This is a genomic window from Micromonospora sp. 050-3 (assembly GCF_046549335.1).
In the GTDB taxonomy this organism is placed as follows: Bacteria; Actinomycetota; Actinomycetes; order Mycobacteriales; family Micromonosporaceae; genus Micromonospora; species Micromonospora trifolii.
This window is the reverse complement of the sequence record NZ_JAJPVX010000001.1, coordinates 2,647,526-2,667,085: the sequence shown is the minus strand read 5'-3', so window position 1 is coordinate 2,667,085 and position 19,560 is coordinate 2,647,526. Positions and strand designations below refer to the sequence as shown.

Below are 19,560 nucleotides of genomic sequence, written 5' to 3'. Positions count from 1 at the left end.
GTAGCGGCCCGACGACGCTGGAGGTCCCATGTCCGAGCCCGCCGACCGCCGCTACGGTCCCGCGACACTGCCGACGGCGCGGGGTCCGCTCTCCGCAGCGGTCGTCGAGGCTCTGCGGCGCCCACCGCGCGACCTGCCGGCCGATCTCGGCGTCGACCTCGACCCGGCGGACCCGATCACCGACGAGGACCTTCAGCTGACGCTGTTCCTCTGCTACGAGCTGCACTACCGGGGTTGGCTCGGAGTGGACGAGTCGTGGGAGTGGCAGCCGACACTGCTGGCGCTGCGCGCCCGCTGCGAACGGGTCTTCGAGGCGGCGCTGCGTCGGCTGGTCGGCGCGCCGTCGGTGCCCGCCGCCGGCGTGGCGGCCGGCCTGGCCGAGCTGGTCGGGGCCGACGACGGGCCGTCGCTGGCCGCGACACTGCAACGCCGCGCCGACCTCACCCAGTTCCGCGAGTTCGTCACCCACCGCTCCGTCTACCACCTGCGGGAGGCGGACCCGCACAGCTGGGCGCTGCCCCGCCTCGGTGGCCCGGCCAAGGCCGCGCTCGTGGAGATCCAGACCGACGAGTACGGCAACGGGCGGCTGGACCGCATGCACGCCGAGCTGTTCCGAAGCACCCTCGACCGGTTGGGCCTGGACACCGGCTACGGCGCCCACATTGACGTGGCACCGGCGGTGACGTTGGCGACCAACAACCTGATGTCGCTGTTCGGGCTGCACCGACGGCTGCGCGGCGCGCTGCTCGGGCACCTGGCCGCGTTCGAGATGACCTCCTCGCTGCCGAACCGTCGCTACGGCAACGGGCTGCGCCGGCTCGGCTTCGACGAGGTGGCCACCCGTTTCTACGACGAGCACGTCGAGGCCGACGCGGTGCACGAGCAGATCGCCGCCCACGACCTGTGCGGCGGCCTGGTCCGCGTCGAGCCGGCCCTCGCCGCCGACGTGCTCTTCGGTGCCGCAGCCGGGCTCGCTGTGGACCGGTTGTTCGCGGCTCACCTGCTGGACAGCTGGGCCGCCGGCCGCAGTTCGCTGCGGACACCCGCCCCGCCGGCCCTGCCGCCGAAGGTCTCGCTCGTCGCGTCACCCGAAGTGGCCCCGCCCGCGCTCGTCTGATCCGAGGCGCGCTCTCGCTGCGTGGCGTGGCGACGTGGGGTCAGCCCTCGCGGGTGGTGCCCGCGCGGAAGTTGATCGCCTTGTGGGTGCCGTCGCAGAACGGCTTGAGCGCCGACTTGCCGCACCGGCACAACGCCACAGTGCCCCGCCGCGCGTCGATGCGCTCACCGTCCGGGGTGACCAACGCGAAGTCGCCGCGGACCAGCAGCGGTCCGTCCTCGTACGGGGTGATCGTGGCGGCGGCGGGCTCGCTGGTGTCGTCGGTGCGCATGGCCCCGGAAGTGCCCGTCCTGGCCCTGGCGAAACCCGAGCCGCCGAACGCCGGTGATGACCGGGGCACCCCGCTGACCAGCGAAATGTGCCGCCGGGTGGGTGATGCCCCGTTTGAACCCCATCGGGACGGGAAGCCGGGCCGCGTGGTGAGCGAACGAGGCAAGGTGGGGCCGGTGCACAAGGTGCACAAGGGGCTCACGGCCGATGGCGCCGGTCTCGCCGGCGACCGGGTCGTGGCCGCGGGCAGCTCCGCCCGGGTGCTGGTCGCCGCCACCGCCCGGGCACTGCGCGGAGACGACTGCGCCGACCTCGGTCACACCGGACCGACGTCGCGGTTCCCCGGCGCCCCCGAGCCGGTACGCCGTGCCGCTGTCACCCGCGCCGCCGGCCGGGTCGCGCTCACAGTGGCCCAGATCGACGAGGTGGACGCCGCTCGGGTGGCCCGCTGGTTCGTCGACCAGTACCCCCGCCGGCGCTACCCCGGGGTGCTGATCGGCTCTCCGCACGGCGCGGCAGCGCACCTCGCGGTGGCCCTCGGCGTGCCGTGGCTTCCGGCGGGCTTCGAGATGACAGTGCACTGGTCCGACGGCGGGGTGGACCGCCCGGCGGACGCCGCGGAGCACGGCGCGGCACTCGCCACCCGGTTGCTCGCCGGCAACGCCGACCTGCACCTGCGCCAGGTGCACTGCCCGGCCAGCCGTGGCGCGCTGACGGGGGCGACCGTGTCGCTGACAGCCGCGTGGAGGGCCCTACCGGCCGCGTACGCGCAGTTCCTGGCCGACCGGCTGGTGCCGGGTGCCCCCGTGCTGCTGGTCCACGACGCGCGCACCTGGCCGGTGCTGGAGCGCGGACCGGGGCACAGCTTCCAGGTCGGCTGCCCGGGCAGCGGGCTGGACCCGGTGGACTTCCACCCGGACAGCCACGCGTTGCGGCAGGTGCTGCGCTCCGCCGGCGGCGACGCGACCCGGTGGGAGCCGCCGGAGGTGTCAGTACCGTCGGCGTACGCCGAGCACGGCGTCGACTCGGGCTTCGAGTTGGCCACGCGGGACTGGTCCACCCGCCACCAGCACCCGCTGCACCGGGTGTTGGTGCCCCGGCCGGCGGCGCTGAGCGCGGCCGTGGCCGACCTGTACCGGCGGTGGCTGCGGCGGGCCGGCAAGACCGGTGACCGGTTGGTGGTGGAATGCGGTCGCCTGCTCGACCCGTGGCAGGTGGTGCGGGCGGGGCTGGTGCCGTACTGGTGTGAGAACGCCACCCGCCGCAGCGTCGACGAGGCCGAGTGGTGGCTCGCCGGCAGCGAGGCGTTCAGCTCGGTGGACGTGTTGCCCGAGCCGCCCGGGGTGCGCTCGCCAGCGCTGGCCGGGCTGCCGCAGTGGTTGGCCGTCGCCGGGTTCGGCCGGCGGCGTCGGGCGCTGGACCGCACCACCGCCCGGGGCTACCCGGTCACCTCGGTGCCCACCCGCCGGGCCACCGAGGTGCTGCGCGCTCAGCCGTACGACCTGCCCACGCCGCCCCCGCTGGGGGTCGCCGAGGCACTGGCCGTGCTCAGCGACAGCGGCGGCCACCAGGGGTTGTTGGTCTCCTGAGACGGAGCACGCCGAAACATCCTCGCGAACCCGGGGTCCCGTGATTGAGTACCTACGGAGCGGGAACATCGCTGGCTGCGACGGCCTGATTGCGCTGCGTAGAGGCGGTGTCGCCCGCTGGCATCCCAGTCACTGACCCACTTTCCGGCCCGGTGCGTGGCTCGACCACGCGCACGACCGGTTTCCCGATCCGGGCGGGGGACCTTCCTGAGGGAGGCGCGGATGTTCGGACAGACGAGCACGACCACGACCACACCACCACCCACCGATCGAGGTCTGGAGGACCTTGACGCGGCGGCGATGGCGTACGCGGCCCGGATCGCCGGGCTGCCGCCGGAGCGGCGGGGGGAGGCCCGGGACGACCTGGTGCGATTCGCGCTGCCGTTCGCCGGCCGGCTGGCCCGCCGGTACCGGGGGCGGGGGGAGCCGCTGGAGGACCTGGAGCAGGTGGCCCGGCTGGGGCTGGTCAACGCCGTCGACCGCTATGACCCGGAACGGGGCTCGTTCACCGCGTACGCCGCGATCACCATCGTGGGCGAGATCAAACGGCACTTCCGGGACCGTACCTGGGGCGTACACGTGCCCCGCCGGTTGCGGGACCTGATCCTCGAGGTGGGGCAGGCCACCGCCGCGCTCACCAGCGAGTTGTCCCGGGCCCCGTCGGTGGCCGAGCTGTCGGCCCGGCTGGAGACCCCGGAGGAGGAGATCCTCGCCGCCCTGGAGTCGGCGGCCGGCTACAGCCCGGCCTCGCTGAACGCGCCGGTGGGTGGGGAGAGCTCCGCCGAGTTCGGAGACCTGGTCGGCGAGTCCGACAACGCGTTGGAGTCGGTCGACGACCGGGTGACGGTGAGTGGTCTGCTGCACCGACTGCCCTGGCGTGAGCGACGGATCCTCGCGATGCGCTTCTACGGCAACCAGACCCAGGCGGAGATCGCCGCCCGGTTCGGCATCTCGCAGATGCACGTGTCCCGGCTGCTGTCGCGGGCGCTCACCTGGCTGCGCCAGGCGATGCTCGCCGACGCGCCGCCGCCGTGGCAGAACGGCGCCGCCGAACCCGACCCGGGCAAGACCCGGATCTCGGTCAAGCAGGACGGCGACTCGGTGGTGGTCGAGGTCGGCGGCGAGATCGACCGCGACGGCGCGGACCAGCTGCGCCGGGCCATGCTGGAGGCGGTCACCGGACAGCCCAGCGAGGTGGTCGTCGACCTGGTCGGCGCGGGTGGCTTCGACGCCGGTGGGATCGCCGCGCTGATGGCCGGTCGGGACGCGGCGGAGCGGACCGGGGTGCCGCTGCGGCTGACCCGGGTCCAGCCCGCGGTACGCCGTTCGCTCACCGCCGCCGGCCTGGCGCCGGCCCGGGACTGACCGCACACTGACGAACGAAGGGCCGACACCCGCCGGGTGTCGGCCCTTCTGCGCGTACCCCTGGTCAGTGCTCTTCGGGGTTGCCGTCGCTGTGCGGGTGCCGCCAGCGCTCGTGCGGCTTCGGCGCGTCCTCGGCGTCCTTCGGCGGGTCGGACTGCTCGAAGCTCGGCCGGCGGACGCCCTCGGGCTCCGGCACGTCCACCGGCCGGGCGCCGGAGCGCGGCGCCGGCTGGTAGTCGACAGCGTCGCGGGCGCCGTGCGCGCCCTCGGCGGACGGCGACTCCGGGACGTGGTGCTCCGTCCGCAGCTCCTCGGCGAACTGCTGCGGCGGCTTGGTGGTGCGCTGCGGCAGGTCGCGGCCCAGGTCGGCGACGAGCGGGCCGTACTTCAGGTCGAACGCGGGGCGCTCGGATCGGATCCGGGGCATCCGGTCGAAGTTGCGCAGCGGCGGTGGGCAGCTGGTGGCCCATTCGAGGGAGTTGCCGAAGCCCCACGGGTCGTCCACAGTCACCACCGCCCCGTACCGCCAGGACTTCCAGGCGTTGTAGATGAAGAAGAGGGTGGACAGGCCGAGGATGAACGCGAAGATGCTGGAGATCGTGTTCAGGGTGGTGAAACCGTCGGTGGGCAGGTAGTCGGCGTACCGGCGGGGCATGCCCTCGGCGCCCAGCCAGTGGTGCACCAGGAAGGTGCCGTGGAAGCCGATGAACATGGTCCAGAAGTGCGCCTTGCCGAGCCGCTCGTCGAGCAGTCGCCCGGTCATCTTTGGCCACCAGAAGTAGTAGCCGCCGAAGAGGGCGAAGACCACGGTGCCGAACACCACGTAGTGGAAGTGCGCCACCACGAAGTAGCTGTCGTGGGTGTGCCAGTCGACCGGCGGGCTGGCCAGCAGGACGCCGGTGAGGCCGCCGAGCAGGAAGGTGACCAGGAATCCGATGGCGAACAGCATCGGCGTCTCGAAGGTGAGCTGGCCCTTCCACATGGTGCCGATCCAGTTGAAGAACTTCACACCTGTGGGCACCGCGATCAGGTAGCTCAGGATGCTGAAGAACGGCAGCAGCACCTGGCCGGTGGCGAACATGTGGTGCGCCCAGACCGTCATGGACAGCACGGTGATGGCGATGGTGGCCAGCACGATCCCGGTGTAGCCGAACAGCGGCTTGCGGGAGAAGACCGGAATGATCTCGGTGATGATCCCGAAGAACGGCAACGCGATGATGTAGACCTCGGGATGGCCGAAGAACCAAAACAGGTGCTGCCAGAGCATCGGGCCGCCGGTGGCCGCGTCGTACACGTGAGCGTTGAGCAACCGGTCGGCGGAGAGCGCCAGCAGCGCGGCGGCCAGCAGTGGGAAGACCAGGATCACCAGCACGCTGGTGAACAGCATGTTCCAGGTGAAGATCGGCATCCGGAACATGGTCATGCCGGGCGCGCGCAGGGTGAGGATCGTGGTGATCAGGTTGACCGCGCCGAGGATGGTGCCGAGCCCGGAGACGACCAGCCCGAGCACCCACATGTTCGCGCCCACGCCGGGGCTGTTCTCGACGCTGCTGAGCGGGCTGTACGCCGTCCAGCCGAAGTCCGCCGAGCCACCCGGGGCGAGGAAGCCGCCGACCACCATGAGGCCGCCGAAGAGGTACAGCCAGTAGGCGAGCGCGTTGAGGCGGGGGAACGACACGTCCGGTGCGCCGATCTGGATCGGCACGATGTAGTTGGCGAACCCGAACGCGCCGGGCGTGGCGAACAGCAGCAGCATCACCGCGCCGTGCGAGGTGAAGAGCTGGTTGTACTGCTCGGAGGAGAGGAACTGCATCCCCGGGCGGGCCAGCTCGGCGCGCATCAGCATCGCCTGGAGCCCGGCCAGCAGGAAGAACCCGAAGGAGGTCAGCAGATACAGCAGGCCGATCTGCTTGTGGTCGGTAGTGGCGAGGAACTTGATCAGGGAGTTGCCGGGGACCGGCGCTCGTACCGCTCCCGGGAACCCCCCGAAACGGGCCGGTGCCAGGATCGCCGGGCCCCGATCGCGACCGGGTTCCGTGGTTACCCGCTTGGGCATGGCTGCTCACCCCGTCGTGACGGCAGAAAGGACGGGCGTGCCTACCCGACCCTCGCACCACTTAACCAGGCCAGAGCGGTAATTTCGGTCAGAACGCTGGTACCGGGCGCAAGCGCCTCGAACACTCAGGTTGCCGGCAGCATCGCCCAAACGGCTTTGCCCTGCCCGGCCGGCACGCTGCCCCACCGCTGGGTCAGCTCCCGGACCAGCATCAACCCTCGCCCACCCTCGGCGTGCAGGTCCGTCCCGCGCGCCCGGGCCTGGGCGCTGCTGCCGTCCACCACCGCCAGGTGCAGATACGGCCGGCGCAGGGTCACCGTCACCTGCATCGGCGTGCCGGCGTGGCGCACCACGTTGCCGACCAGTTCGCTGAGCACCAACGCGGCCGGGCCGGACGCGTCGGGCAGGTTCCACCGCGCGCACGCGTCGGTGACCAGCTCCCGGGCCCGCCGGCAGGCCCCGGCCACCGGCTCCAGCCGGGCCCGCATCCGCAACGGGGACGTCGTGCCGGCCAACCGGGTCGCCTCCGCGCAGTCCGCGGAGACCGGGAGGACGCGGCACGTGGTCGACTCGGCCAGCCATCGTGCGGCGATCGGCGACGGGGAGCAGAGCAGCACCGGCACTGCCGGCCACTCCTCGGCCCGGCGGGCGGTCGCGGCGAACACGGACAGCGCCAACCGGTCCTCGACGTTCACCTCGGCCATGTCGACCACCAGCGCCTCCGGCTGGTCGACCAGCGCCTCGGTCAGCGCGTGGTGCACCGAGCGCATCGTGCCCAGGTGCAGCGGGCCGGCGAGCCGAACGACCGCCACCGGTGCTGTGGTGCGCACCTCGCAGGTGATCCGGCTGGACATCGGGCGCCTCAATTCGCTGCTGGGTCGGGATCTGCCAACTACCCGAGGCGGTTCCCGATCAAACCGGGCCGACGGCGGGGCGAGGCAGGTCACGTCCCGCAACCCCAGGTCAGGGACGGGGTCGACCAGTCAGGCCGGATCGGCGGTCAGCGGCGAGGCCGGCCGGTCAGGACGCCCAGCGCGATCATGCCGACGCCGAGCCCCAGGTGCAGCCAGCCGTCGGCGTCGTTGACCGGCAGCACGTTCGCCCCGGTGTCGTGGTCCACCGCCAGCCCGTAGAGCCAGAGCACCAGGTAGACCGCGCCGCCGCCGATCAGGAACGCCCGAGCGCCGGTGACCGTCCGGGCCAACAGCAGACCCACCACCCCGTACGCCAGGTGCACCAGGTTGTGCAGCACCGACACCTGGAAGACGCCGAACAGGTACGCGCCCGAGTCGTGGCCGGCGAAGCGCAGCGCGTCCGTGCCGCTGGTGATCCCCGGCACGAAGCCGAGCACGCCGACCAGCAGGAACAACACCCCCGCCGTGGCCGCCGCGCGTCGGACCGGCGGTTTGCCGTCGGCCGGGTTGGGTCGGGCCCGGGAGTGCGCCATTGGTCCGACCATTCCCGGCTCCTCGTCGCGCGGCGGGCATGAGCGCTGTCGGCTACCCGCTGTCGCGACCGGCAAACCGGCCGGCCCCGCCGTCGGTCAGGCCGGCAGCAACCTCGGCGCGCTCGCCGACTGCCGGACCCGCTCGTACAGCTCGACGTAACGCTGCGCCATCACCGCGGGCGTGAAGCGCTGCGCGGCCACCCGCCGGCACTCGTCGGGGTCGAGCAACTCGGCGGCGAGGATGAGGTCGTCCAGTTCCTCCTCGTCGGTGGTGAGCAGCCCGGTCCGGCCGTGCTCGATCAGCTCCGGCAGGCAACCCCGGGCGGTGGCCACCACCGGCGTGCCCAGGGCGAGCGACTCGACGACCGCAGTGCCGCCCGGCTCCTCCCACCGCAGCGGGAACAGCGACGCGCGGGCGCTGGCGAGCAGGTCGTCGCGCTCCTGGCCGGCCACGGTGCCGACCCAGCGGACCAGGTCACCGTCGACGTGCGGTGCCACCTCGTCGAGGAAGAACCGCACGTCCGGGTTCTGCCGGGCCTCGTCGCCGGCCGCGGCCAGGTCGGCCGGCCGATGGTACGGGCCCACGGGCCCGGCCAGCACCAACGGAATGCCGACCCGGTGCGCGAGACGGGCGCCCACGTCCTGGCCCTTGCCCGGGTTGATCCGGCCCAGGATGAGCAGGTGCTCGCCCTTCTCCGGTCGGGGCTGCCGGTCGGCGTCGACGGCGAGCGGCGTGGACAGGTGCACGTGCCCCACCGAGTGCTCCCGCAGCGCCAGCGGGGCGCGGGCCAGCTGCGACGCGGAGACGCCGTTGACCCGGACCCGGTCGCCGCCGTCCAGGCTGCCATAGAGAGCGGGGTGCTTGGCCAGGTCCCAGTGCAGGGTGTGCAGGGTCGGCGGTCCGGCCGGCCCCATCGCGGCGAGGGTCGCCAGACCGACCGCCTCGACGTGATCGTGCACCAGGTCGATGTCGTCGCGGGAGTGCAGCTCCCGGACCACCCCGGCCAGGTGCGCCTGGGCGATCCCGCAGACCTGGTTGTACGGCCGCTGCAACGCGGCGAACTGCCCGTCGGCGAAGACCGAGATCTGCTCGTCCACCGGCAGGGTGCTGCTGCCCACCGAGGCGAGCACCACCCGTACGCCGAGTCGCCGCAGCTCCGGCACCAGCGTGGCGATGACGTTCTCGATGCCGCCGTACCCGGGCGGTGGCACCGACAGCCACGGGCCGGCGTTCATCAGCACGGTGAGGCTCGTCGGGCTCACGCGGCGGCCACCCGTCGGCGGGGCACCCGGTGGCGCAGCTCGGCCAACGGCGGGCGCTCCTCGATTGACACGTCGCTGACCACGATTTCGCGGTCCAGGTTCGGCAGAGTGTCCGAACCACCGCGACGGAACTGGGTCAGCAACGACTCCGGCGCCAGACCGGGGGTCGCCCAGCCGCGACGTTGCAGCCGGGACCAGGCGGTCAACATGATCTGCGCGGACATCCGGCCCAGGGCGGCGGTGTCCTGGTGGCGGTGCTTGCGCTCACCGAGGTCGACCTGCGCCAGCGCGTCCAGGCCGACCAGGTCGAGCAGGTCGATCATCATGGCCGTCTCCACTCCGTACCCGGAGACGAACGGCACCTGGGACAGCACGTCCCGGCGAGCCGCGTACTCGCCGGCGAGCGGCTGCACGAAGCCGGCCAGCTCCGGCCAGAAGAGGTTGAGCAACGGACGGGCCATCAACTCGGTCACCCGGCCGCCGCCGTCCTGCTCCACGCTGGCGGTGCCCACCAGGGGCCGGTGGTAGAAGCCCTTCACGAAGTCGACCGACGGGTCGGTCAACAGCGGGCCGAGCAGCCCGCTCACGAAGTGCGGCCGGAACTCCCGCAGGTCGGCGTCGATGAACGCCACCACGTCTCCCTCGGCGGCGGCCAGCCCGGCCCAGAGCGCGTCGCCCTTGCCGGTGAGCCGGGGCAGCCCCCTGGTCATCGCGTCCTGACTGACCACCTCCGCGCCGGCGGCGCGGGCCACCTGCGCGGTCCGGTCCGTCGAGCGGGAATCCACAACGATCAGCTCGTCGACCAGGGCCACCCGATCCATCAGGTGTTCCCGGATGGTCGACACGATCGCGCCGACGGTGGCCTCCTCGTTGCGCGCCGGCAGCACCACGCTGACCCGGGTCTCACCCTTGGCACGCATCAGCCGACGGGTCGGCCAGTCCGACGCAGCTGTCGTCCGGTACGTGGCCCACGCCTCCACCACCGGTGACACATTCGATGTCGTATCCCGCACGGGCACCCCTCCGTTCGTGCGTGGAAAAACCGAAATTGGTTGTTCCCATTCCTCATCACGCGCTAACCGCTTTCTCGGCAACAGCTTGATCACAACGGTGACATCTCCGCGTTCCCTGGGGATGAACGTTTGATTGCGCACACCCCGGGGGACTGCTCCCATCGCTCATGAAAGGTCTTCAAAGGGGTGCCGAATGCGGGAATGCCGGGTGGGTCTGATCGGAGCCGGGGGAGTGGCACAACGTCACGCCCGGGTGCTGGCCGGCTTTGACGACGTGGAGCTGGTCGGGGTCACCGACGTGGCGCCGGAGGCGGCGTCCGCGCTGGCCGCACAGCACGGCGGGCGGGCCTGCGCCGACGTCGCCGAGCTGCTCGCCGCCGATCTGGACGCCGTGTACGTCTGTGTGCCACCGTTCGCGCACGGTCCCGCCGAGGAGGCGGTGATCGAGGCCGGGGTGCCGATGTTCGTGGAGAAGCCGGTCGCTGTCGACCTGAACACCGCCGAGCGGATCGCCGACCTGGTCGTGCGGCGTGGGCTGCGCACCGCCGTCGGCCACCACTGGCGCTACCTGAGCGTGCTCGACCAGGCCCGCGACCTGCTCGCCGACCGTCCGGTGCGGATGGTCAGCGGCGCCTGGCTGGACAAGGTGCCCCCGGTGGCGTGGTGGTCGCGGCGGGACCGCTCCGGCGGGCCGGTGGTCGAGCAGGCCGCCCACGTGCTCGACCTGATCCGCGTGCTGGCCGGCGAGGTGACCGAGGTCACCGCGTACGGCAACGGCACCCCACCGCCGGTCGACGGCGCCGACATCGACTCGGTGACCACCGCCGCGCTGCGCTTCGCCGACGGCGCGGTCGGCACGCTCAGCGCCGCCTGCGTCCTCGGCTGGAAGCACCGCGCCGGCCTGGAGATCCTCGCCGACGGGCTGGCCCTCGCCATCACCGAGGAGGGGCTGTCGATCCGCGACGCCGACGGCGAACGACACGTCCCGGCCGACCCGGAAGCCGCCCGGGTGGCGGTGGACCGCGCCTTCGTCGACGCCGTCCGCGGCATCGGCGACGACGTGCGCGTCCCGTACGCCGAGGCCCTCGCGACCCAGCGCCTGGCCCTCGCGGTGGCCGACTCGGCCCGTACCGGCACCACAGTGCGGCTCGCCAGCGCGACCGCCCCGGCGGTGCTCGCCACCGGGGTGACCGTCGATGCGTGACAAGGTCGTGGTGGTCACCGGCCCCGGCCGGGTCGACCTGGTCGAGCAGGACGCCGCCCCGCTGCGCCCCGGCACGTTCCGGGTCGAGACGCTGTTCAGCGGTGTGTCCGCCGGCACCGAGCTGAGCTACGTCAAGGGCACGAACCCCTACCTGAACGTCACCTGGAACGCCGACCTGGGCCTGTTCCAGCCGGGCGCGGCCAGCACGCCCTACCCGGTCACCCGACTCGGCTACATGCAGGTGGGCCGGGTGGTGGAGAGCGAGACCCCGGCCATCGAGGTGGGCACTGTCGGCGCGATGACGTACGGGCACCGCACCGGCTGGCTGGCCGACCCCGTCGCCGAACGGTTCGTGGCGCTGCCCGACGACCTGGACCCGCTTCTCGGCGTCTACGTCGCGCACATGGGCCCGATCTGCGCCAACGGTCTGCTGCACGCCGCCGCCGACCTGCACGGCACCGACGTCCGGGCGCTCGGCGACGGGGTGCGCGGCCGACGGGTGGCCGTCGTCGGCGCCGGTGTCGTGGCGCTGCTGACGGCGTTGTTCGCCCGTCGCAACGGCGCCGCGTCGGTGGTGGTGCTCGACCCCACCCCGCAACGCCGCCAGGTCGCCGAGGCGCTCGGTCTGGAAACCCTCGACCCCGACGCGGACGACCCGGCGGTGGTGCTCAAGACCCGCTGGGCGCACACCGCCGGCGACCGGGGCGCCGACGTGGTGTTCCAGTGTCGGGGGCAGGCGTGGGCGCTGCACCTCGCCCTGCGGCTGCTGCGGCCCCAGGGCACCGTCATCGACCTCGCCTTCTACCAGGGCGGCGCGGACGAGGTCCGCCTCGGTGAGGAGTTCCACCACAACGGTCTGTCGCTGCGCTGCGCCCAGATCGGCCGGGTGCCACGCGGGCTCGCGCCCACCTGGGACCGCGAACGGCTCTCCGCCGAGACCGTCGACCTGCTCAGGACGTACGGCGACGCGATCCGTAAGCACCTCGTCTCGGCGGTGGTGCCGTTCGACGAGGCGCCCGCCCTCCTCACCGACCTGGCCGACCGTCGCCGCCAGGAGCTTCAGGTGGTGCTCGCCGCCTGACCCGCCTTCGCCGCGTGCCGGGGCCGACTACCGTTCGCGACATGAGCACCGTGCAGGACCGGCCGGTTCCCGGCGACACCTCGACCGACCGGCCGGTCGACGGCAGCCCGACGGGCCGGTCGGTCGGCCTGGCCGCGTTGCTGCCGTACCTGCGGGAGCACCGCGGCACCCTGGTTGTGGTAGGGGCGCTGTCGCTGATCGGCTCGGCGGCGTCGCTCGCGCAGCCGCTGCTCACCCGGTCGGTGCTCGAGCGGATCGGCGCCGAGCAGGGGGTGTCCCGGCTGGTGGCGGTGCTGGTGGCCCTCGTGGTGCTCGGGGCGGCGATCGGCGGGCTGCGCGACTACCTGCTGCAACGCACCGCCGAGGGAGTGGTGCTGGGCACCCGGCGCCGGCTCGCCGGTCACCTGCTGCGGCTGCCCATCGCCGAGTACGACCGCCGACGTACCGGCGACCTGCTCTCCCGGGTCGGCTCGGACACCACACTGCTGCGGGCGGTAGTCACCTCCGGGCTCTTCGAGACGGTCACCGGGGCGGTGACGGTGGTCGGCGCCGGCACGGCCATGGTGCTGCTCGATCCGCTGCTGTTCGGCGTCACCCTGCTCGGGGTGGCGCTGGGGCTGGTCTTCGCCGCCACCTTCGCCCGCCGGGTCCGGGCGCTGGCCCGGGTCGCCCAGGAGCGGATCGGCGAGATGACCTCGGCGGTGGAGCGGGCCATCTCGGCGGCCCGGACCATCCGGGCCAGCCGCGCGGAGACCCGGGAGACGGACGCCGTCACCGGCAGCGCCCGGGAGGCGTACGAGGCGGGGCTGCGGGTGGCCCGGGTGCAGGCGTTGGTCGGCCCGATCGGCTCGGTCACCGTGCAGGGCGCGTTCCTGCTGGTGCTCGGCATCGGCGGGGCGCGGGTCGCCGCCGGGGCGATCTCCGTCGGCGACCTTGTCGCGTTCGTCATGTACCTGTTCCTGCTGGCGCTGCCGCTGGGTCAGGTGCTGCGGGCGTACACCCAGTTGCAGTCGGGCCTGGGCGCTCTCCAGCGGATCGAGGAGATCCTGGCCGTGCCCGCCGAGGGCGCGGACGACCGCCCGGCGCCGGCCGTCGCGACGGCGACCCCGCGCCGGTCGACCCCGATGATCGAGTTCGACCGGGTGGGCTTCGGCTACCCGGGTGGCGAACCGGTGCTGCACGAGGTCAGCTTCGCGGTTTCCGCCGGCACCCGGACCGCCCTGGTCGGCCCGTCCGGCGCCGGCAAGTCCACACTGCTGGCCCTGGTCGAGCGCTTCTACGAGGTGAGCGCCGGCGCGGTCCGACTCGACGGCACCGACATACGGGACCTGCCCCGCGACGCGCTGCGGGCCCGGCTCGGCTACGTCGAGCAGGAGGCCCCCGTGCTGGCCGGCACGCTGCGGGAGAACCTGCTGATCACCACCCCGGACGCCACCGACGACCGCTTGCGCGACGTCCTGGACGAGGTCAACCTGGGCCACCTGGCGCAGCGCACCCCGCTGGGCCTCGACGTACAGGTGGGGGAGGGCGGCGTGCTGCTCTCCGGAGGTGAGCGACAGCGGCTGGCCATCGCCCGCGCGCTGCTCGCCGGCCCGCCGGTGCTGCTGCTCGACGAGCCGACCAGCAACCTCGACTCCCGCAACGAGGTCGCACTGCGCCGCGCCATCGACGCCGTGGCCGTCCGCCGGACCCTGTTGATCGTGGCGCACCGGCTCGCGACAGTGGTCGACGCCGACCAGATCGTCGTCCTCGACGGCGGCCGGGTGGTGGCCGTGGGCACCCACGCCGAACTGACCGCCACCGACCCGCTGTACCGGGAACTCGCCAGCCATCAGCTGCTGGTCGGCTGACTGCGCCCCAGGAAGGCCGACTTGCCGGGCGGCCGGGCCGCGCGCGCCGCCCGGAATCGCGTACCGTTGCCGCTCATGGGTGTGTCGCAACGGTTCAAGAGCAAGTTCCGGCGGTTCCTCCAGCGCCCCGGCTCGACCGTGGATCTTGCTCCGCTGGAGAAACTGCTCCCGGCGATCGAGGCGCGCGAGGCTGACCTCACCGCGCTCGACGACGCCGAGCTGACCGCGGCCGCGGGCGCCGCCGCCGGTTACGAGGAGATCTGCGCCGTCGGCCGCGAGGCCGCCCGCCGTGGCCTCGACCAGCGGCCGTACGACGTGCAGCTGCTCGGCGCGATGTCGCTGCTCTCCGGCAAGGTCGCCGAGATGGCCACCGGTGAGGGTAAGACACTGACCGCCACGATCGCCGCGTACGGGCACGTCCGGCTCGGCAACGGCCCGGTGCACGTGCTCACCATCAACGACTACCTGGCCCGCCGCGACGCCCAGTGGATGGAGCCGGTCTACACCCTGCTCGGCCTCACCGTCGGCTGGGTCAACGAGGCATCCACCCCGCAGGAGCGGCGCGACGCGTACGGCTGCGACGTCACCTACGTCTCGGTCAGCGAGGCGGGCTTCGACTACCTGCGCGACCAGTTGGTCACCGACGTGGAAGACCGGGTGCAGCCGGCGCTGACCACCGCCATCGTCGACGAGGCCGACTCGATCATGATCGACGAGGCCCGGGTGCCGATGGTCCTGGCCGGCGCGGTGCCGGGCGAGCAGGACCCGGTGCACGCCGCCGCCGCGCTGGTGCGTGGCCTGCGCAAGGGCAAGCACTACACGGTCGCCGAGGACGGGCGGAGCGTGGCGTTCACCTCCGCCGGCCTGGCCGCCATCGAGACCAAGCTCGGCATCGACCTGTACGACGAGGAGCACGTCGCGCAGCTCTCCGCCGTCAACGTGGCGCTGCACGCGCACGCGCTGCTGCACCGTGACGTGGATTACATCGTCCGGGACGGCTCGGTCGAGCTGGTCGACGAGATGCGCGGCCGGGTGGCCCAGCGCCGCCGCTGGCCGGACGGTCTCCAGGCCGCGGTCGAGGCCAAGGAGGGGCTGGACGCCACCGCCGAGGGCGAGGTGCTCGGCACCATCGCCATGCAGGCGTACATCGCGCTCTACCCGAAGGTCTGCGGGATGACCGCCACCGCGGTGCTGGTCGGCGACCAGTTGCGGGAGTTCTTCGACCTCGAGGTCGCGGTGATCCCGCCGAACACCCCGTGCATCCGCGAGGACGAGCCGGACCGCATCTACGCCACCCGGGCAGAGAAGGACGAGGCGCTGATCGACGAGATCCAGCGCTGGCACGCCAAGGGGCGGCCGGTGCTGGTCGGCACCCTGGACGTCAAGGAGTCCGAGGGGTTGGCCGCCGGGCTGAACGCCGCCGGGGTGCCCTGCGTCGTGCTGAACGCCAAGAACGACGACGAAGAGGCGGCGATCATCGCCGAGGCCGGCGCACACGGCGCGGTGACCGTCTCCACCCAGATGGCGGGCCGGGGCGTCGACATCCGCCTCGGCGGCAGCGACCAGACCGACCAGGAGCGGGTCGCCGAGCTGGGCGGGCTCTACGTGATCGGCAGCGGCCGGCACGACAGCCGCCGGGTGGACGACCAGCTGCGTGGTCGGGCCGGCCGACAGGGCGACCCGGGTGGCTCGGTCTTCCTCGTCAGCCTGGAGGACGACCTCGTCGTCCGGCACGCCGCCGACTCGGTGCCGGCGTCGCCGCGGATGAACGCCGACGGTCTGGTGACCGATGAGCAGGTCGACTACGCGGTGGAGCACGCCCAGCGGGTCGCCGAGGGCGTCAACCACGAGATCCACCGCAACACCTGGCGCTACAGCGTGGTGATCGAGCAGCAGCGCAAGGCCCTCGCCGCCCGCCGGGAGCGGCTGCTCACCAGCGACGTGGCCGCGGTGATGCTGCTGGAGAAGGAGCCCGAGAAGGCCGGCGAGATGGACGAGGACCTGCTCGCCCGTGCCGCCCGGTCGATCGCGCTCTACCACCTGGACCGGCTCTGGGCCGAGCACCTGGCCGAGCTGTCGGAGGTCCGCGAGGGCGTGCACCTGCGCGCGCTGGGCCGGCTCGACCCGCTGGACGAGTTCCACCGGGCCGCGGTGCCGGCGTTCAACGACCTGATCCCGGAGATCGAGGCCCGTACCATCGCCACCTTCACCGAGACCGAATTCGATGAGGACTGGCAGCCCGACGACGGCACCCTGGTCCGGCCCACCGCCACCTGGACGTACCTGGTGCACGACAACCCGTTCGGGTCCGAGCTCGACCGACTGATCGCGTCGATCGGGCGGCGGCTCAGCGGCGCCTCGCGCTGACGAATCGACCGTCCGGGCCCCGATCGCGCCTCCGCGTGCGACCGGGGCCCGGATTTACGCCGTTTCGACCCAGGTTTCCCAGGGTAGTAGGGCTGGTCGGTCGAGTCGGGAGAGAGCAGACGATGACACAGGTGACGATGCTTGCCGGACAGGCGCGCGACGGCACGGAGGCTGCGAACCGGTGAACCTCGACACGCGGATGCCGGTGGTGCAGACTCTCGGCGTCCTGGAAGCAGCCGCGCTGTTACGGGAGCTGACCGCCGGGCTGATCGCCCTGACCGACTTTGACGAGGCGCTATTGGCCCTGGTCCGGGTCACCCGGGACGCCGTCGCCGGGGTGCGCTGGTGCGGGTTCACCGCCCTGCGGGCCGGCGAGCCGGCCGGGGTGGCCGCCTCCGACGAAGGGCTGGCCGGGCTGGACGACCTGCGACACGGGCCGGACACGCCGGCGATGAGCGCTGTCCACCGCCGCGAGATGATCCTCGCCGCCGACCTGGCCGGTGAGCCCCGCTGGCCGGCCTGGACGGCGCACGCCCGCCACCTCGGCGTACGCGGGGTGATCTCCGCGCCGGTCGACATCGACGACCAGGTGATCGGGGCGATCAACCTGTACGCCGCCGCGCCGGACCTGCTGACCCCGCAACACCAGTTGACCGCCATGCTGCTCGCCGAACACGCCGGTCTGCTACTCGCCGCCGTCCGCGACCGCGGCCGACAGCTCACCCTCGCCGGTGAACGGGACGCCTCACTCCTGCAGGACGGTGTGGTAGGCCAGGCCGTCGGCGTGATCATGACGCAGCGCGGGTGCTCGCCGGCCGAGGCCCTCGACGTGCTGCGCACCGCCGCCTCGTCGCTGGACATCCCGCTGCGCGAGGTGGCCGAGCGCCTGGTCCGAACGGTCTCCCGCCAACGCGACAACTGACCCCGCCCGCGTCGCCCGCTGGGCCGCGTCGCCCGCTGGGCCGCGTCGCCCGCTCGGGCCGCGTCGGCGGCTCGGGCCGTGTTGGTCCGAGGATCAACTCGGGTTCTTGGAACTCGGGGCGTTACGGGCCGGCGGACGCCCCGACTTCCTGAAAGCCGAGTCGATCAGGCGTCGGTCCGGTCGCTCGGCCTCGGCGAGCGGCGGCAAGGGTGCCCGTTCTCCCTGCTGCCGGCGAGTCGGGCGGCATCGTTTCGCCTCTACCGGCCCCGGGTAGCACTCTGGTCGGGTGAGCTGCGCCGACCCGGGGGAGGACCGATGCAGAGCCGGCTACGGGTGCAGGGGCACCCGATCCAACCGATGCTCGTGACGTTTCCGCTCGGGCTCTTCGTCAGCGCCACCGTCTTCGACCTCACCGACGTGATCGGCGGGCCCGCGTTCCTCGGCGAGGTCGGCTACTGGACCGGCGTCGCCGCCCTCGTCGCCGCCGCGCTGACCGCCGTGGCCGGCATGGTCGACCTGTGGGACGTGCCGGGCGACCGTACCCGCCGCACCGCTGTCGCCTTCAACCTGGTGAACGCGGTGATGGCCGCGATGTTCCTGCTCACCTGCCTGGTCCGGTCGCACTCCCCGCAGCGCGGCGCGTCGGTCGCGGTCCTGGTCACCGAGCTGGTCGCGCTGGCCGTCGGCGGAGTCGGCGTGCACCTGGGCGCCCGGCTGATGCGTCAGTTCGACAGCGGCCGTGCCGAGGCCGGCGGCCTGGACGCGCTCGCCGGCTCCACCGGCGAGATCGCCCGCCCCTGACCCGCCGGGCCCGCCCTGACCCGCCCGCCGGGCTCGTCCCTGACCCCACCCACCGGACGGGCTCGCCCTGAGCCGGCTTGCCGGACGGGCTCGCTCGACCGGCGAGCCGGGCGCGGCCGGCAGGCCTGGTGCGCGGGGCCAGCATCCGTGCGATTGGTCCGTCTACCATCCCCGGATGACCTCCTTTCTGGACACGCTGCCGAAGATCGGCGCGCCCGCCACCCGGGCCCTGCACGGCGCCGGCTACACCGCGCTGCGCCAGCTCGCGGGCGTCCCGCGGGCGGATCTGGCCAAGCTGCACGGCATGGGTCCGAAGGCGCTCGGAATCCTCCAGGCCGCCCTCGAGGAGCACGGGCTCGGCCTCGGCTGAGATCCACCACCCGCGCCCCGGCCGGGCGGCGGCAAATCAGTTGCCGGCCAGGTGACCGGCCGCGAGGCTGACCGGCATGACTGCTGAGCGTGACGCCGAGGACCTGATCGCGGAGGCCGCCGCAGAGCCTGTCGATGGTTGGGGCTTCGGCTGGTTGGCCGGCCGGGCCACCGAGGAGCGTCCGCCCTGGGGTTACGCCCGGCTGGTCGCCGACCGGATGGCGCACGCCGACGCGGCCCTCGACGTCGACACCGGTGGCGGTGAGGTGCTCGCCGGGGTGCCGCGTCCACCGAAGCTGCTGACGGCGACCGAGGCGTGGCCGCCGAACGTGGAGGTCGCCCGACGGACCCTGCGTCGGGTCGGCGCGTCGGTGGTCGCGGTCGCGCCGGACGGGCCGCTGCCGTTTCGCGACGCCTCGTTCGACCTGGTGGTCAGTCGGCATCCGGTACGTACCGACTGGGTTCAGACGGCGCGGGTGCTGCGGCCGGGCGGGACGTTCCTGTCGCAGCAGATCGGGGCCGGCACCATGCGGGAGCTGAGTGAGGCGATCCTGGGGCCGTCGCCGCCGCCGACCCAACGGCACCCCGAGCACGCGGTCGCCGCTGCCGAAGCCGCCGGCCTGCGGGTGGTGGATCTGCGTCGGGCCACCCTGCGGGCGACCTTCGCCGACATCGGGGCGGTGGTCTGGTTCCTGCGCAAGGTGATCTGGACGGTGCCCGGGTTCACTGTTGAGCGCTACCGCGCACCACTGCGCGACCTGCACCACCGCATCGTCAACGAGGGCCCCTTCGTAGCCCACGCCCAACGCTTCCTCATCGAGGCCACCCGCCCCTGACGGACACCCC

The 19,560-nt window shown here is 73.0% G+C and carries 17 protein-coding genes; 11 read left to right on the top strand and 6 right to left on the bottom strand.

Going from position 1 to position 19,560, the window contains the following annotated elements:
• The first annotated feature begins 28 nt into the window (after positions 1-28).
• Positions 29-1,117, top strand: a complete 1,089-nt coding sequence (locus ACLJOK_RS12180) for an iron-containing redox enzyme family protein (RefSeq protein WP_410818379.1) — start codon at positions 29-31, stop codon at positions 1,115-1,117.
• 40 nt (positions 1,118-1,157) lie between these two features.
• Here the strand turns inward: ACLJOK_RS12180 and ACLJOK_RS12175 are convergent, their stop codons facing one another.
• The gene (locus ACLJOK_RS12175; RefSeq protein ID WP_112587484.1) at positions 1,158-1,388 is read right to left on the bottom strand and encodes a CDGSH iron-sulfur domain-containing protein; all 231 of its coding nucleotides are present in this window, start codon (positions 1,386-1,388) and stop codon (positions 1,158-1,160) included.
• Between the two features lie 145 nt (positions 1,389-1,533).
• On the opposite strand from ACLJOK_RS12175, the gene ACLJOK_RS12170 reads away from it, so the two are divergent.
• Positions 1,534-2,976 (top strand): hypothetical protein, encoded by a 1,443-nt coding sequence (locus ACLJOK_RS12170; RefSeq protein WP_410818377.1) that lies wholly within the window; start codon positions 1,534-1,536, stop codon positions 2,974-2,976.
• A 222-nt stretch (positions 2,977-3,198) separates the two neighbouring features.
• Positions 3,199-4,341, top strand: a complete 1,143-nt coding sequence (locus tag ACLJOK_RS12165; protein WP_410818375.1) for a SigB/SigF/SigG family RNA polymerase sigma factor — start codon at positions 3,199-3,201, stop codon at positions 4,339-4,341.
• A gap of 64 nt (positions 4,342-4,405) precedes the next feature.
• On the opposite strand, the gene ctaD is transcribed toward ACLJOK_RS12165, so the two are convergent.
• The 5 genes from ctaD to ACLJOK_RS12140 form a co-directional block, all read right to left on the bottom strand.
• The gene (ctaD, locus tag ACLJOK_RS12160) at positions 4,406-6,397 is read right to left on the bottom strand and encodes a cytochrome c oxidase subunit I (protein ID WP_410818373.1); all 1,992 of its coding nucleotides are present in this window, start codon (positions 6,395-6,397) and stop codon (positions 4,406-4,408) included.
• 125 nt (positions 6,398-6,522) lie between these two features.
• Positions 6,523-7,251 (bottom strand): ATP-binding protein, encoded by a 729-nt coding sequence (locus ACLJOK_RS12155; protein ID WP_410818372.1) that lies wholly within the window; start codon positions 7,249-7,251, stop codon positions 6,523-6,525.
• 146 nt (positions 7,252-7,397) lie between these two features.
• Entirely contained in the window at positions 7,398-7,856 is a 459-nt protein-coding gene (locus ACLJOK_RS12150; protein ID WP_410818370.1) for a DUF4383 domain-containing protein, read from the bottom strand.
• A gap of 84 nt (positions 7,857-7,940) precedes the next feature.
• Entirely contained in the window at positions 7,941-9,080 is a 1,140-nt protein-coding gene (locus ACLJOK_RS12145; protein ID WP_410819334.1) for a glycosyltransferase, read from the bottom strand.
• Between the two features lie 23 nt (positions 9,081-9,103).
• Positions 9,104-10,087, bottom strand: a complete 984-nt coding sequence (locus tag ACLJOK_RS12140) for a glucosyl-3-phosphoglycerate synthase (RefSeq protein ID WP_410819333.1) — start codon at positions 10,085-10,087, stop codon at positions 9,104-9,106.
• A gap of 226 nt (positions 10,088-10,313) precedes the next feature.
• Here ACLJOK_RS12140 and ACLJOK_RS12135 point away from each other — a divergent pair, with 226 nt between their 5' ends.
• From ACLJOK_RS12135 to ACLJOK_RS12100, 8 genes are all read left to right on the top strand, one after another.
• Positions 10,314-11,324 carry a Gfo/Idh/MocA family protein gene (locus tag ACLJOK_RS12135; protein WP_410818368.1) on the top strand — a complete coding sequence of 337 codons (1,011 nt, stop codon included), beginning with the start codon at positions 10,314-10,316 and terminating at the stop codon, positions 11,322-11,324.
• Positions 11,317-12,405 carry a zinc-dependent alcohol dehydrogenase gene (locus tag ACLJOK_RS12130; RefSeq protein ID WP_410818366.1) on the top strand — a complete coding sequence of 363 codons (1,089 nt, stop codon included), beginning with the start codon at positions 11,317-11,319 and terminating at the stop codon, positions 12,403-12,405. Before ACLJOK_RS12135 ends, ACLJOK_RS12130 begins: the two co-directional genes overlap by 8 nt.
• A gap of 41 nt (positions 12,406-12,446) precedes the next feature.
• Positions 12,447-14,255 (top strand): ABC transporter ATP-binding protein, encoded by a 1,809-nt coding sequence (locus tag ACLJOK_RS12125; protein ID WP_410818364.1) that lies wholly within the window; start codon positions 12,447-12,449, stop codon positions 14,253-14,255.
• Between the two features lie 75 nt (positions 14,256-14,330).
• Positions 14,331-16,622: an accessory Sec system translocase SecA2 gene (gene secA2 / locus ACLJOK_RS12120; protein WP_410818363.1), complete on the top strand. Its 2,292-nt coding sequence runs from the start codon at positions 14,331-14,333 to the stop codon at positions 16,620-16,622.
• Positions 16,623-16,803: 181 nt separating this feature from the next.
• Positions 16,804-17,544 carry a GAF and ANTAR domain-containing protein gene (locus ACLJOK_RS12115; protein WP_410818362.1) on the top strand — a complete coding sequence of 247 codons (741 nt, stop codon included), beginning with the start codon at positions 16,804-16,806 and terminating at the stop codon, positions 17,542-17,544.
• A 315-nt stretch (positions 17,545-17,859) separates the two neighbouring features.
• Positions 17,860-18,345: a DUF2231 domain-containing protein gene (locus ACLJOK_RS12110; RefSeq protein WP_410818360.1), complete on the top strand. Its 486-nt coding sequence runs from the start codon at positions 17,860-17,862 to the stop codon at positions 18,343-18,345.
• 175 nt (positions 18,346-18,520) lie between these two features.
• Positions 18,521-18,715 (top strand): DNA-binding protein, encoded by a 195-nt coding sequence (locus ACLJOK_RS12105; RefSeq protein ID WP_410818359.1) that lies wholly within the window; start codon positions 18,521-18,523, stop codon positions 18,713-18,715.
• A 76-nt stretch (positions 18,716-18,791) separates the two neighbouring features.
• Positions 18,792-19,550: a class I SAM-dependent methyltransferase gene (locus ACLJOK_RS12100; protein WP_410818357.1), complete on the top strand. Its 759-nt coding sequence runs from the start codon at positions 18,792-18,794 to the stop codon at positions 19,548-19,550.
• Positions 19,551-19,560 lie beyond the last annotated feature (10 nt).

Coding starts and splice junctions, on each gene's coding strand:
- ACLJOK_RS12180 (WP_410818379.1), top strand. CDS start 29: ATGTCCGAGCCCGCCGACCGCCGCTACGGTCCCGCGACACTGCCGACG.
- ACLJOK_RS12175 (WP_112587484.1), bottom strand. CDS start 1,388: ATGCGCACCGACGACACCAGCGAGCCCGCCGCCGCCACGATCACCCCG.
- ACLJOK_RS12165 (WP_410818375.1), top strand. CDS start 3,199: ATGTTCGGACAGACGAGCACGACCACGACCACACCACCACCCACCGAT.
- ctaD (WP_410818373.1), bottom strand. CDS start 6,397: ATGCCCAAGCGGGTAACCACGGAACCCGGTCGCGATCGGGGCCCGGCG.
- ACLJOK_RS12155 (WP_410818372.1), bottom strand. CDS start 7,251: ATGTCCAGCCGGATCACCTGCGAGGTGCGCACCACAGCACCGGTGGCG.
- ACLJOK_RS12150 (WP_410818370.1), bottom strand. CDS start 7,856: ATGGTCGGACCAATGGCGCACTCCCGGGCCCGACCCAACCCGGCCGAC.
- ACLJOK_RS12145 (WP_410819334.1), bottom strand. CDS start 9,080: ATGAACGCCGGCCCGTGGCTGTCGGTGCCACCGCCCGGGTACGGCGGC.
- ACLJOK_RS12135 (WP_410818368.1), top strand. CDS start 10,314: ATGCGGGAATGCCGGGTGGGTCTGATCGGAGCCGGGGGAGTGGCACAA.
- ACLJOK_RS12130 (WP_410818366.1), top strand. CDS start 11,317: ATGCGTGACAAGGTCGTGGTGGTCACCGGCCCCGGCCGGGTCGACCTG.
- ACLJOK_RS12125 (WP_410818364.1), top strand. CDS start 12,447: ATGAGCACCGTGCAGGACCGGCCGGTTCCCGGCGACACCTCGACCGAC.
- secA2 (WP_410818363.1), top strand. CDS start 14,331: ATGGGTGTGTCGCAACGGTTCAAGAGCAAGTTCCGGCGGTTCCTCCAG.
- ACLJOK_RS12110 (WP_410818360.1), top strand. CDS start 17,860: ATGCAGAGCCGGCTACGGGTGCAGGGGCACCCGATCCAACCGATGCTC.
- ACLJOK_RS12105 (WP_410818359.1), top strand. CDS start 18,521: ATGACCTCCTTTCTGGACACGCTGCCGAAGATCGGCGCGCCCGCCACC.
- ACLJOK_RS12100 (WP_410818357.1), top strand. CDS start 18,792: ATGACTGCTGAGCGTGACGCCGAGGACCTGATCGCGGAGGCCGCCGCA.